The following is a 13,090-nucleotide window of genomic DNA, read 5'->3' on the forward strand; positions in this document are numbered from 1 at the left end:
AAAGAACAAAGAAACTGAAAAAGTTGCATTAATGTTAAAATCATTTTGATTTCAACAAAAAAATACCCTTCGTAAACGAAGGGTATTTCAAAATTATTGTGATAGGATTAAACTATCTACGCTTCAAATTTGGATGAGGAGCAGGAACTGTATTTGGTCCAGTTTCTTTAGTACCTGTTAGGTCTACTGTGTTTGGATCCCCTTCTTCACCGTAGGAGAAGATAAATCTATCCTCACTTATACCTTGTTTTTCTACTAAATATCTGATAACACTATTCACTCGATCCCAACTTAACTGTTGAGCACGCTTATCGCTTGCACCGTGTCCAATAACTCTAACTCTACAATCAGGAGTTGCTTTGATTTGTGTAGCAGCACTTGCTAACAAAGTCATCGCATCTTTACTAAGTGTTGCTCTACTTGAGGTAAATTGAATACTTGGCAAGTTTCCAATGTTACATGCAGCGCCTACTAATCCACTATCAATTCTAGCTCTTAACTCTGTGCAACATGCAGGTTCTGGGCAATTACCAACACCGTCAGCATCAACAGGGAAACATTTTTGAGGAGTTAGAAGTTCTTTGTCTTTGTAGTCAGGAACTCCATCTGCATCTGTATCTTTCGCTACTCCGCGGGCGTCAACAGGAGCCCCTGCTGGAGTATTTGGCTCCATATCGAATTGATCAGTTATACCATCACCGTCTGCATCAGGAAGTACCGGAGTTGGTAATTTCATGTGTTGAGGGCGATTAATTTCATTATACACAAAATTATTAGCATTTGACCACCATAAAGGCTGTACTCTTTTAGCAGAACTACCAAGGTTTAGATTTAATCTAGCACTAGTAAAGCTGTACATGTCAAAATTTCTACTATTGGGTGCTTCATAGCCATCTAAGAAATCATAATTTACAAAAGTGAACCTTTGCTCAAGCCCTATATTTACCTTGGGGCTCAACTTAAACGCTATTCCAAGACCCGCACTTGCACCTGGAGCTAGAGCCCAGCCTTTTCTTCCGCCTACTTCTCTTCCTCCAAATGTTCTCAAAAGACCCGTTTGATTGCTGCGGAAACCTGCACCGTAAAAAGTCCCGTATGCGCCATCAATTTGCGTATTAGCAAGACCTCTCACAAAAACCTTCGTTGCTATTAGGTCAAGTCCACCTAACACGTATACGTTAGTCTTTGGATTCCCCCGGTAGTGGCTATTAGGATTTAATGATGCTATTACATCTGCAGCTACAGAATGCTTCCAGTTCTGGAAGGCACGAACAGCAGGCTGTGTTTGAGTTTGAGGGATATTTGGATAACCTTGAGCATATCCACCAAAATAGCCAAATCTAAACGAAAACGTATGAGATACTGCTTTTCTTAAAGTTATAGCTCCTCCGACATCCATTTTAGGCCTTATGTCGCCTACTACCATGTTATTACCCGCCGCAAAGCCCAATTCCCACATGCTTCTTGGTTTAGCAGGATAAGGATATTGGTTATTTAAAAACTCACTCTGCTGAGGGAGATTTTTCGTAGCGATTTTAGAGGAATCTCTCCAATCATACCCTGCATCGCTTTGCTGTGCAAAGGCTGCAGAGGAACATAGGCTGATTAAGCCTAGCATTAAAATGTACTTGTTACTTGCCATAGAAGTGTTTTATATTTTTTGTAATAGAATATATTGTTAAGATTCTCAGGCAAAAATACGCGATGAGAATGAATAAACAAATAATTACAATTTCTTTTTAATTCATAAAAAAACTATACCAGTCTTAAAATGAATTAATTATACAACTCTTATAACAGATTTTTGTAATTCTCCTGTAGAAGATTTTTCCCATAGATTAAACAAATTGATTGAGGTTTACTGTTAATAGGAATACAATTAACTTGCGAGCAACTATTAGAATGGAACTAGCGGCAAAAATAATATTTGAGGAATTGAAAGAGTTTGAGCGCCACTTTAAACAAGCTGTAAAAAGCAATGTTTCGCTACTTGATAAAATCATGCAGTTTATTGTAAAAAGAAAGGGCAAACAATTAAGGCCAATGTTTGTGCTCTTGAGTGCAAAATTAGGAGGACAAATAAATGAGAAATCTTATAGAGCAGCATCGTTAGTAGAACTGCTTCATACTGCGACTTTAGTGCATGACGATGTTGTAGATGAGTCCTTAGAAAGGCGTGGTTTTTTTTCTATCAATACTTTATGGAAGAATAAAATAGCAGTGCTGGTTGGAGATTATCTTTTATCTAAAGGCCTCTTACTATCCTTAGACAATGGCGACTTCCAGATGCTACAAATACTTTCTAATGCTATAAAGCTAATGAGCGAGGGGGAACTATTGCAGCTCGAAAAAGCGCGTAACCTGAATTTAAAAGAAGACGTCTACTTTGAGATAATCAAAAACAAAACTGCATCTCTGTTAGCTTCTTCATGTGCTGCAGGAGCTTCCACCACCTTTACTGATGAAGCCGAGGTAGAAAAAATGAGAACTTTTGGGGAAAAGGTCGGAATAGCCTTTCAAATAAAAGATGATCTATTTGATTACGGCAATGAAGACGTTGGAAAACCAACCGGTAACGATATAAAAGAAAAAAAACTCACGCTTCCCTTAATCTACACTTTAAATAACACAAGTTCTTTAACAAGAAGGAAGCTGATTTACATTGTTAAAAACGAGAATACTAACAAAGAGAAAGTCAAGTTTGTAATCAACGAAGTTCAGAAAACAGGCGGAATTGAATATGCGAAACAAAAGATGTTTCATTACAGGGATGAGGCATTGGCAGTGTTATACACTTTCCCTGACACTGAAGTAAGAAAAGGATTAGAAGAACTGGTTAGATATACCACTGATCGAAACTATTAAGAATGCAAAAAAGGTGGAAAATATTGAAGGCAGATCAGGAGAAAGTAATTGCATTACAGGATGCCCTAAAAGTAAATCAAACAATCTGCAAAATACTTGTTCAAAGAGGGTTTGACTCGTTTGAAAAAGCCAAAAATTATTTCAGACCGCAGCTTTCTCAACTTCTGGATCCATGGCTTATGAAGGACATGGATAAAGCAGTGAATAGAATCTTATTAGCAAAAAGCAAAGGCGAAAAAATACTGGTGTACGGCGATTACGATGTGGATGGAACGACGTCCGTCGCGAGCATGTACCAGTTTTTAAAAGGTTTATATAAAAATGTGGATTTCTATATACCGCATCGCTACCGAGAAGGTTATGGCATTTCTAAAACAGGAATCGATTATGCTAAAGAAAATAACTTTAGCTTGATTATTTCACTTGATTGTGGTATCAAATCTTCCGGCCTAATCTCATACGCTCAATTACTTGGAATTGATTTTATTGTCTGCGATCATCACCTTCCAGATAATGAATTACCTCCTGCAATTGCTATACTTAATCCTAAACAGAAAGACTGCGAATATCCTTACAAAGAACTGTGCGGCTGCGGGGTGGGATTCAAACTTATGACAGCAATCGCAGAGACATTAGGTTTACCTGAAGAAAGTTATTTATGCTATCTAGATCTTCTTGCCACAGCCATTGCCGCAGATATTGTTCCTATGACAGGAGAGAACAGGGTGATGGCTTACTTCGGATTGCAGAGGGTAAATAAAAACCCGTGTAATGGCATAAAAGCTTTAATGCAATTAGCGGGAGTTCAGAAGGAAATGTTCATTACCAACCTGGTATTTATTATTGCACCAAGGGTTAATGCCGCAGGAAGAATGGACGATGCCCGAAAAGCAGTTCAACTTTTTATAGAAAAGGATTGTGTCAAAGCATTAGAATTTGCTGAAATGCTTCACATTGACAACACAGAAAGGCGCACTGCCGACACTACAATTACTGAGGAGGCACTGGCTCTTATTGAAGAGAACGCAGAGATGGCTAATCGCAAGTCGACTGTTGTATACCAGGAGCATTGGCACAAGGGCGTAGTTGGTATAGTTGCATCGCGATTGATAGAAACGTATTATAGACCAACCATTGTGCTTACCAGAAGTGGTGAAGTAGCCGCAGGAAGCGCCAGAAGTGTTCCCGGGTTTAATTTGTACGAGGCGATCCATGCTTGCAAGGAACACTTGTTGGGTTACGGAGGCCATTTTGCTGCGGCAGGAATGACTCTTTTGCCCGAAAACATTGAAGCTTTTACAAACAAGTTTGAACAGGTCGTAAGCGAAACTATTCACCAGGACTCACTGATACCTGAAATAGTCATTGATGCTGAAGTAACTTTCAACGAACTAACCCTTTCTTTCTATAATATTATCCACCAAATGGAACCCTACGGTCCAGAAAACTTGCGGCCAGTCTTTGTTGTGAAAAATGTCATGGATTCTGGTAATACCAAGCTTGTTAAAGACCAGCATATCAGGTTTTGTCTAAAACAAAATAATTGCAGCTTCAAAGGCATAGGCTTTAATATGGCAGAAAAGTTTTCGTTGATTGAAAATAAACTTCCCTTAGATGTTGTATTCACGCTTGAAGAAAATGATTGGAACGGCCAAAAGTCCTTGCAACTAAAAGTGATTGATTTCAGACTTACTGAAAGTTAATTGCCTTTGAGCTATATATCGCGACATTTTCGCTTTTTGTGTTTCTTAGCTTTACACCTTTTTGTGCATTTTTTCATTTAAACCTAAATTTTTAAAGTTATCTATTCTACTTCCTAAAGCCTGCTGCTAGCAAAAACGGGAGCAAAGAAGTTTTTGCCAAAAAATAAAAAAGCCGTTCAAAACATTGAACGGCTCCTTCTGGAAATTATGTTATTTAACTTATTGCGCTTCCACAACCAGATCCTTTTCACCCTGCATTAGCTCTACACTACGATTTATAAAAGAAGTCAATGCATTGCCTTTCAAAAGACCTTGGCTAAGCAAAGCAAGATCTGCAAGGTTTTTAACCTGTTTTTCCTGCAGTTGAGTATCGTCCTCTTTCAGCAATCCCTGGTAAATCTTATGATTGCCGTTCACTGTAAGCGTTACTTCATCAGGCATGTTCGCATACCAGCTTGCCATTCCGCCACCCATTGCGCCCATGTCTTTCATACGACGCATAAATTCAGGTCGTGTAGCTACAACAGGAGGTGCATCAGTGCTTAATCCCTTCACTTCAACTGTCACGTGTAACTCCGGAATTTGTATTCCAAATAAACCTTTCAGTTTCTCTTCTTCCTCTTTACTTAGAACACTTGATTGTTCTTCATTTTTATCAATGAGATTCTCGGTAATGTCAGCATCTACACGAGTAAACTGTACATTCTCCCACTTTGTTTCCATCTGGTTGATAAAAGCCGCGTCGACCAGCGTTTCCATTTTTATAACCTTGTAACCCTTACGTTGCGCTGCCTGGATGTAGGCATCTTGCTGAATTGGATCAGTGGTGTATAAAATGACAACTTTACCATCTTTATTCTTTTGCAAAGTCTCAGCCTCCATCTTATACTCATCCAGGGTATAGAACTTCTTCTTCCCTTCCTGCTCAGCGGCATCCTCCATTATTAAAAACTTGTTAGCCTTATCCAAAAACTTATCATCCGTCATCATTCCGTATTTAACGAATAACCCAAGACTCTCCCATTTTTCTTCGAAGGACGGCCTTTCGTTTTTGAATATTTCTTCAAGTTTGTCTGCAACCTTCTTAGTAATGTGAGCATTTATCTTCTTCACATTTGGATCACCCTGTAAATAACTACGGCTAACGTTCAATGGAATATCAGGGCTATCGATAACACCGTGCAACAGCATTAAGAATTCGGGAACGATGTCTTTAACCTCATCAGTCACAAATACCTGGTTGCTGTACAACTGTATCTTATCCTTCTGAATTTCGTAGCTCTGTTTAATTTTAGGGAAGTATAAAATACCGGTAAGATTAAAAGGATAATCGACGTTCAGATGTATCCAAAACAGAGGAGTTTCTCCAAAAGGATATAACTCTCTGTAAAAATTTTCGTAGTCTTCTTTACTTAAGTCCGACGGTTTTTTCGTCCAGGCAGGAGTAGTATTGTTAATCGGTTTCTCTTCTTTTTCCTCTTTATCCTTATCCTCAGCTTTAGCACTTTTATCGATAAAATAAATAGGAACAGGAAGGAAGCGACAGAACTTTGTTAAAATCGCTTTGACTCTGTCTGCATCTAAAAACTCTTTGCTTTCCTCGTTTATATGTAATACAATTTTAGTTCCTCTGTCAGGTTTTTCTATAGAGTACAACTCAAATTCAGGGCTACCATCGCAACTCCAATAAGTAGCAGGCTCATCTCTAAAACTTTTTGTATACACTTCCACTCTCTCACTCACCATAAAGGCACTATAGAAACCCAGACCAAATTTTCCTATAATATTCTCTTCATTCTGGCCTTTGTACTTCTTTAGAAACTCTTCCGCACCACTAAACGCAACCTGGTTCAGGTACTTATCTACTTCTTCTTGCGTCATACCTACGCCGCGATCTATAATACTCAGCGTTTTCTCCTTTGGATCTAATTCTACCTCAATTCGTAAATCTCCAATATCTCCCTTGGCTTCACCAATAGAGGAGAGGGTCTTTAACTTTTGTGAGGCATCAACCGCATTACTTACTAATTCGCGAACAAAAATTTCGTGGTCGCTGTACAAGAACTTTTTAATAATCGGAAAAATGTTTTCCGTCTGTACTCTGATACTTCCTTTAGCCATAGTGTTTTTATTTTTATGATGTCAACATTTGAAAATTACTCAACAGCCGTTGCGTCGCACACTGCAACAATTGTTAATTCTATTGAGCGACTTTTTAACAAAGCAGATGCCATCCTGCTAATTCTGACACTCTGTCAAAGCAGCCTAATTACCTACAATTCCTGTATCCACCAAAAATCATTTCTAAAGTGCTTTTTGTAATTTTACTTTTCCCTATTTAAACTTTCCTAATCTAAAGCACCTCGACAGTCTTAACACTTTCACTATGCGTAAAATCTACTTTCAATTATTATCATTTCTACTTATTATTAGCTTCACAGCCAACAGCCAGGTAAATTTATCAGGTACCAGCTATGTCGAAACTTTTGACAATATTGGTACAGCCTTACCTACCGGTTGGTCTGTTAGAACGGGCGCTACTTCTTCTGCTCTGGGTACTGCAGTGGCTCTTACTACGGCTAAAACAGTATGGTCAAACACTACCGGAGCTTTTAAAAACTTCGCCTCTGCCGATGGCCTAACTACAGCCAGCACAGCTGCAGATCAGAACGCTAGTACAGATCGCGCTTTAGGAGTTCGGCAGACTGGTGCTTTTGGTGATCCCGGAGCAGCCTTCGTATTACAGCTGGCAAATACAAACGGTATTACAGGTCTGAGCCTAACCTTCAAACTGCAATCCCTTGATGCCACGTCTGCCAGATCTGTCAATTGGGTAGTAGATTACGGTGTCGGTGCTGCTCCTGCTAGTTTTACAGCGGTTGCGACTCAGCCCACAGTGTTAACGACGGGCAATAGTACCTTTTCAAACAACACAGTTACTGTCAATTTTGGATCAGCTCTTGACAATAAATCAGACAATGTTTGGATACGGATAGTTACGCTCGCACCTTCAACAGGAGCGGGCAATAGACCCACTACAGGTATCGATGATTTTCAGCTTAATTATTCTCAGGGCGGAAGCGATGTAACAGCGCCATCCGTCATAAGCTTTTCACCCGCTAATAACGCCAACAACGTGGTAAGCACCCTTTCTTCGGCCAGCTTAACTTTTGATGAGACAATTCAAAAAGGTACCGGAACTATTGTGTTGAAAAAAGCTGCAGATATGAGCATTGTTCAATCGACTGATGTTACTTCCCCTAGCGTAACTGTATCGGGTAATACTGTCTCTTTCCCTATATCGTTATCACCTAATACAGCTTATTTCATCGAGATAACTAACGGGGCTTTCAAGGATATTGCAGGAAATAATTACGCAGGGATAACAGGCACCACAGGTTGGAAATTTACGACGGGATCATTGTTGTTTTCCGCCTCGTTTAGTACATGTACTTCATCTCTTACCGATGGTTTTACTCAATACAGCGTTACTGGTGCCGAAACCTGGGTTTGTACTACATTCGGTCGTGATGCCAACAACTCTCCTTCCGGAAGCGCTCCCAATGGGGTTCAGATTAACGGCTTTAGTGGCGGTACAAATGTGCCCAACGAAGATTGGCTTATTTCACCAGCACTAAACTTAACCGCTACCACCTATCCTTTGCTAACTTTTTATAGCAGAACAGCTTTTAATGGTTCGCCTCTTCAATTAAAAGTATCTACAAACTATACCGGTTCAGGTGATCCAAGGCTTGCTAGCTGGACGGATATTAACGGCCGCTTTCCTACCCAGGCTTCTGATACCTGGACTATTTCGTCGCAGATAAATCTTTCTGCTTTTAAGGAATCTAACGTGTATTTTGCTTTTGTCTATAATTCCACTAATGAAGAAGGCGCTCGTTGGACCTTAGACGATATAAGCGTTGACAACTCTCCAACTCCGCCTTCAGCTAATCTTACAGCAAATACCTCCGATATTCAATTTGGTTATGCCGCCTCAGGAAGTAGCGCTACAAAGACTTTAGTCGTTACTGGAAATGATATAACATCTGATATATCGCTTACTTCTAGTGCTAATTTTCTACTTTCTGCAAATGGTACTGATTTTAGTTCGTCAATTAGTTTTACACAAGCCGCAGCTAATAATAAAGCTGACACCGTGTATGTAAAATTTAATCCTACTGAAAACGACAAAAACTATAACGGTACAGTAACTGTAACTTCTTCAGGGTTAACTGTAACTGTAAATCTTACCGGAACCAGTATCGACCTGGCCAAAACGCTTGAAGTAGTTAACTGGAATATTGAGTGGTTTGGAAGTTCAGTTAACGGCCCCGCAAACGATAGTTTGCAGGAACAAAATGTGAAGAAAGTATTTCAAAGCGTTGGAGCAGACTTATATGCTTTGGTTGAAATCGTGGACACGTCAAGATTAGGACGTGTAGTAAGATCAATGCCAGGATATAGTTATGTTGTTTCAAACTATGGTTCTCATACCAATCCTACCGTTGCAGGAGATGGTCCTTTATCTGAGGCTCAAAAATTAGGTTTTGTATACAAGACTTCTATCTTTAGTAACATTTCCACTACACCACTACTCAATCTTGCAACAAATACAGCAGCTGATGCAGCAAGTAAGAATTACGACAATTGGTCAAGTGGACGTTATCCATTTATGATGAATGCAGATGTTACTTTAAATGGTATTACTAAAAATGTAAAATTCATCGTAATACATGCAAAGGCGAACACGTCGCCAACTACTACTTCCTATAACCGTAGAAGAGATGGGGCTGACTCTTTATACAAGCTTTTGACTACTAATTATCCTACCGACAACATTGTTATTCTTGGCGACTTTAATGATGATCTCGACTCAACTATTACCTCGGGAATAACTCCTCGTATAACATCTTATTCCTCTTTTGTAAACGACTCTATCAACTTTCCTGCGCTTACATTACCGCTTAGTCGTGCCGGTAAAAAGTCTACTGTAAGCTTCAATGATATGATCGATCAAGTAGTCGTGTCAAATGAAATGAGACCTTACTATATGAACGGTTCTGCCACCGTACTTACCGATGTTACAAGCCTTATTGCAAGCTATGGTTCTACAACGACCGACCACTATCCTGTCTTCACTCGTTATGCTTTTGACGGGACTATTCTTCCTCTCAAATTGGTAGAATTTAATGCTGCAAAAAAAGCGACGGCTGTAGATCTATCGTGGAAAACTGCACATGAAATAAATAGCAAAGAATTTGTGGTAGAGCGAAGTGCAGACGGTATCACGTTTAAGGCAATAGGATCTGTGGCAGCCAAAGGAAATTCTTCAAGCGAAGCAGAATATTTATTTACAGACAGTAAACCACTTGCAGGTTACAATTATTATCGTCTTAAGCAGGTAGATAAGGATAACAAGCAAGAGTTGACTAGAGTCGTGTACGTAACTTTTGAAGTAGGAGTTACAGTAAGCTTAAGCCCGAACCCTGCAAAGGATGTGGTTAATATAGCTTTAAGAAACGTGGGAGAAGTAGTTTCAATACAACTTGTTGACGTCAACGGAAAAGTTGTAAAACGGCAGTCAGTTAATAATAGCGAAACTAAAGTCTCTTTTGAATTAAAAGGCTTATCGAAAGGATTGTATCTTTTGAAGGTTATAAACAAGCAAACCGTAATTACTCAAAAACTAATAGTTCAATAATTCTTTCACTTTAGCGTCTTTCAAGAGCTCCAATATTGGAGCTCTTTTTTGTTTAATAGATTTAAATCACTACTAATTCGGAAATTGTCAGAGAACAGATCCTAGCAAATGGTAAAGCTTAACAGCATGCTGTTAAACAATCATGTGGCTGTTGCGATTTTACTGTTTAAGAAACAGTACTTTTTAACCAAGCTGTAACCTTTGTTTGTATCCTTTTCTAAAATCAGTGACCTTTTCTACCCTCTAACCCTTACCTTTGCAGCCCAAATTATTTTTTAACAATCAAATCAGGGATTAATGAACAATTATGAATTGATGGTGATTTTTACCCCGGTGCTGTCTGAAGAGGATTTCAAAGCCGCTCAGACAAAATTTTTAGACATGATCACCAGCAATGGTGGTGAAGTCGTCAGCACCAATCCATGGGGATTAAAATCACTTGCCTATCCCATCCAGAAGAAGACAACGGCCATCTACTGGGTAGCGGAATTTAAAGGGCAATCCGACTTCAATGAGAAGCTGAAAATTCAGCTCCTGAGAGACGAACAGGTGCTTCGTCACATGGTTACAAGACTCGACAAATATGCCATCGAGTACAACTACAAAAAGAGAAGTGGCTTACCAACAGGAAACGAAAAAGCAGTGGAGGCGTAAATCATGGCAAAAGCAAATGAAATTAAGTACCTAACGGCGATCAAACAAGAGAAGCGCGCTAAGAAATTTAGCCGTTTTGAAAAGTATGGCATTAAGTACATCGACTACAAAGACGCTGAGTTCCTGAAGAAATTTTTAAACGAACAAGGTAAGTTGTTACCTCGTCGCCTTACCGGTAACTCGTTAAAGTACCAGCGCAAGGTTTCTGTAGCAATCAAAAAAGCCCGTCAAATGGCTTTATTACCTTACGTAACTGATCTTTTAAAGTAGGAGGCAACTATGCAAGTAATATTAATACAAGATGTAGATAACCTAGGCGGAACTAACGAGTTAGTCAACGTCAGAAACGGTTATGCACGTAACTTTCTAATTCCTCAGAAAAAAGCTGTTGAAGCAAATTCTTCTAACCTAAAGCAAATGCAGGAAAAGCAAAAGCAGTTGGCGAAGAAAGAAGCCAAATTGCTTTCTGAGATTAACAGCGTAATTGCTGTTTTAAAAGAATCTCCTCTTAAAATTGGTGCAAAAACCGGCACAAGTGGTAAGATTTTCGGAAGTGTTACATCGCTCCAAATCAGCCGTGCTATTCGTGACCAAAAAGGTTATGAAATAGATCGTAAACGCATTTCAATTACCGACGAGGTAAAAGAGCTGGGATCTTACAAAGCGAACATTGATTTCGGCAACGGTAACTCTACAGATGTTGAATTTGAAGTTGTAGCTGAATAAGGGTTATAAAAGCTATAAAGTACTTAAAGTCCGTCTCTTACAGGCGGACTTTTTTATTGCTTTTTCTGGTAAAAATCGAAATGTTTTTATTGTAGAGTTTACATCTGCTTCTAGTATTGGATTTTGTATTGCACACCTTGAGATTTCGCTTATAACCCGCCTCTCTAATATCTACCGTTAGGAAATTGGGAAGAGAGAAACTTGTTCATAGATCTCACCAGTAATCCTTGAAAAGTGAAGAGTTTTACAAAAAATCCACACATTAATATTAATCTTCAAGAATTATTTGATTTATAAATAAAATAGCTATCTTCGTTTCGGCCTTAATGATCTTTACAGTTTCACAATTTTTCTCTGGACGTTTTAAGTAAATGTTTCTCTGGTATATTGTTCACTGTGTTCATTATGGATTTTTTATTTATTTTCTTAATTTTTTACAAATGAACATTTACGTTGGAAACCTCAGTTGGACAATGACTGAGCAGGATTTAGCCGATTTATTCACTCCATTCGGTGAAGTAGTATCTTCAAAAATTGTTACTGACAAGTTTAACGGTAACCGTAGCAAAGGTTTTGGTTTCGTAGAAATGTCTGATGATGAAGCAGGTCGTACTGCAATCAGCCAATTAAACGAAAGCGACATCATGGGTCGTAAAATCGTTGTTAACGAATCACAACCACGTCCAAAAGACGGTTCTGGTGGTGGTGGATTTAAAAAGAGAAGCTTCGGCGGCGAAAGCGGCGGTGGCGGTGGATTTAACCGTGGTGGAAGCGGCGGTGGTGGTGGTTTTAATCGCAATCGCGGTGGCGGTAGCGGTGGAAGCACTGGCGGTAGCGGTGGCGGATACAATCGTTATTAATCCTGTTACTCAAAGAACTGTAAAGTCTGGCTGTTGCCGGACTTTTTTGTTTTATAGTTTTTCTTAATAATTAGAAGACATTTTGAGAAAATTTATTCTCTACTACTTCACTTACCCCTTTGCATAAAATATATAAGGATGGAGGAAAAAATAAAAGTGACTCAGATAATAAAAGATCTTATCGAAAGGTCATGGGATGCAATCAAACAAAGACGAGTGTTAGAATTTCCTTTTGTAAGCAAAAGTGGCAATGTAGGGTCGCGGGAGATCAAGCCTTACATGGTCTATATTAATGATAAGAAAGAAATAAAAGTTGTAGGATTACCTCGCCCCTTGTGGGACTGTCTTATTAACAAAAGGCATCCAGGGCAATATCTGCTTGAGAAAATAGATCTTAACCAAATGAAGGTTTTGTCGAAAACCTTCATTGACCCTGGCGTTCCTAAAAACATAGTTGTAAGTACAAAAAAGGTAAAGATTATATGTCGCTTCTTTTACAACAATCAAGTTTTTCAGGAAGCTGCTAGTAATTGGTTGAAAATTGAGGGCTTAGATTTAATATAGAATCAAAAACCCCT

The 13,090-nt window shown here is 39.0% G+C and carries 10 protein-coding genes; 8 read left to right on the plus strand and 2 right to left on the minus strand.

Translation table 11 applies throughout. The features are described from left to right. Positions 1-112 precede the first annotated feature (112 nt). Positions 113-1,642, minus strand: a complete 1,530-nt coding sequence (locus SAE01_RS14615) for an OmpA family protein (RefSeq protein ID WP_147204524.1) — start codon at positions 1,640-1,642, stop codon at positions 113-115. 260 nt (positions 1,643-1,902) lie between these two features. On the opposite strand from SAE01_RS14615, the gene SAE01_RS14620 reads away from it, so the two are divergent. Further along, positions 1,903-2,865, plus strand: a complete 963-nt coding sequence (locus SAE01_RS14620; RefSeq protein ID WP_147204525.1) for a polyprenyl synthetase family protein — start codon at positions 1,903-1,905, stop codon at positions 2,863-2,865. A 2-nt stretch (positions 2,866-2,867) separates the two neighbouring features. Further along, entirely contained in the window at positions 2,868-4,568 is a 1,701-nt protein-coding gene (gene recJ / locus SAE01_RS14625) for a single-stranded-DNA-specific exonuclease RecJ (RefSeq protein ID WP_147204526.1), read from the plus strand. A 219-nt stretch (positions 4,569-4,787) separates the two neighbouring features. Here recJ and htpG read toward each other — a convergent pair whose 3' ends face one another. Next, positions 4,788-6,689 (minus strand): molecular chaperone HtpG, encoded by a 1,902-nt coding sequence (gene htpG / locus SAE01_RS14630; protein WP_147204527.1) that lies wholly within the window; start codon positions 6,687-6,689, stop codon positions 4,788-4,790. A 265-nt stretch (positions 6,690-6,954) separates the two neighbouring features. On the opposite strand from htpG, the gene SAE01_RS14635 reads away from it, so the two are divergent. The 6 genes from SAE01_RS14635 to SAE01_RS14660 all read left to right on the plus strand — a co-directional run bounded on the left by SAE01_RS14635 (position 6,955) and on the right by SAE01_RS14660 (position 13,076). Further along, positions 6,955-10,272 (plus strand): T9SS-dependent choice-of-anchor J family protein, encoded by a 3,318-nt coding sequence (locus SAE01_RS14635; protein ID WP_147204528.1) that lies wholly within the window; start codon positions 6,955-6,957, stop codon positions 10,270-10,272. Positions 10,273-10,569: 297 nt separating this feature from the next. After that, entirely contained in the window at positions 10,570-10,926 is a 357-nt protein-coding gene (rpsF, locus tag SAE01_RS14640; protein ID WP_147204529.1) for a 30S ribosomal protein S6, read from the plus strand. Between the two features lie 3 nt (positions 10,927-10,929). Continuing rightward, positions 10,930-11,196, plus strand: a complete 267-nt coding sequence (rpsR, locus tag SAE01_RS14645) for a 30S ribosomal protein S18 (RefSeq protein WP_147204530.1) — start codon at positions 10,930-10,932, stop codon at positions 11,194-11,196. 9 nt (positions 11,197-11,205) lie between these two features. After that, on the plus strand, positions 11,206-11,652 hold the full coding sequence (gene rplI, locus SAE01_RS14650) for a 50S ribosomal protein L9 (RefSeq protein WP_147204531.1): 447 nt from the start codon (positions 11,206-11,208) through the stop codon (positions 11,650-11,652). 440 nt (positions 11,653-12,092) lie between these two features. Next, positions 12,093-12,512, plus strand: coding sequence for an RNA-binding regulator (rbp, locus tag SAE01_RS14655; RefSeq protein ID WP_147204532.1), 420 nt, complete (start codon positions 12,093-12,095; stop codon positions 12,510-12,512). Between the two features lie 138 nt (positions 12,513-12,650). Then, complete coding sequence (locus tag SAE01_RS14660; protein WP_147204533.1) at positions 12,651-13,076, plus strand: hypothetical protein; 426 nt, start codon at positions 12,651-12,653, stop codon at positions 13,074-13,076. Positions 13,077-13,090 lie beyond the last annotated feature (14 nt).

Source organism: Segetibacter aerophilus (assembly GCF_007991655.1).
GTDB classification, from domain to species: Bacteria; Bacteroidota; Bacteroidia; order Chitinophagales; family Chitinophagaceae; genus Segetibacter; species Segetibacter aerophilus.

Coding starts and splice junctions, on each gene's coding strand:
- SAE01_RS14615 (WP_147204524.1), bottom strand. CDS start 1,642: ATGGCAAGTAACAAGTACATTTTAATGCTAGGCTTAATCAGCCTATGT.
- SAE01_RS14620 (WP_147204525.1), top strand. CDS start 1,903: ATGGAACTAGCGGCAAAAATAATATTTGAGGAATTGAAAGAGTTTGAG.
- recJ (WP_147204526.1), top strand. CDS start 2,868: ATGCAAAAAAGGTGGAAAATATTGAAGGCAGATCAGGAGAAAGTAATT.
- htpG (WP_147204527.1), bottom strand. CDS start 6,689: ATGGCTAAAGGAAGTATCAGAGTACAGACGGAAAACATTTTTCCGATT.
- SAE01_RS14635 (WP_147204528.1), top strand. CDS start 6,955: ATGCGTAAAATCTACTTTCAATTATTATCATTTCTACTTATTATTAGC.
- rpsF (WP_147204529.1), top strand. CDS start 10,570: ATGAACAATTATGAATTGATGGTGATTTTTACCCCGGTGCTGTCTGAA.
- rpsR (WP_147204530.1), top strand. CDS start 10,930: ATGGCAAAAGCAAATGAAATTAAGTACCTAACGGCGATCAAACAAGAG.
- rplI (WP_147204531.1), top strand. CDS start 11,206: ATGCAAGTAATATTAATACAAGATGTAGATAACCTAGGCGGAACTAAC.
- rbp (WP_147204532.1), top strand. CDS start 12,093: ATGAACATTTACGTTGGAAACCTCAGTTGGACAATGACTGAGCAGGAT.
- SAE01_RS14660 (WP_147204533.1), top strand. CDS start 12,651: ATGGAGGAAAAAATAAAAGTGACTCAGATAATAAAAGATCTTATCGAA.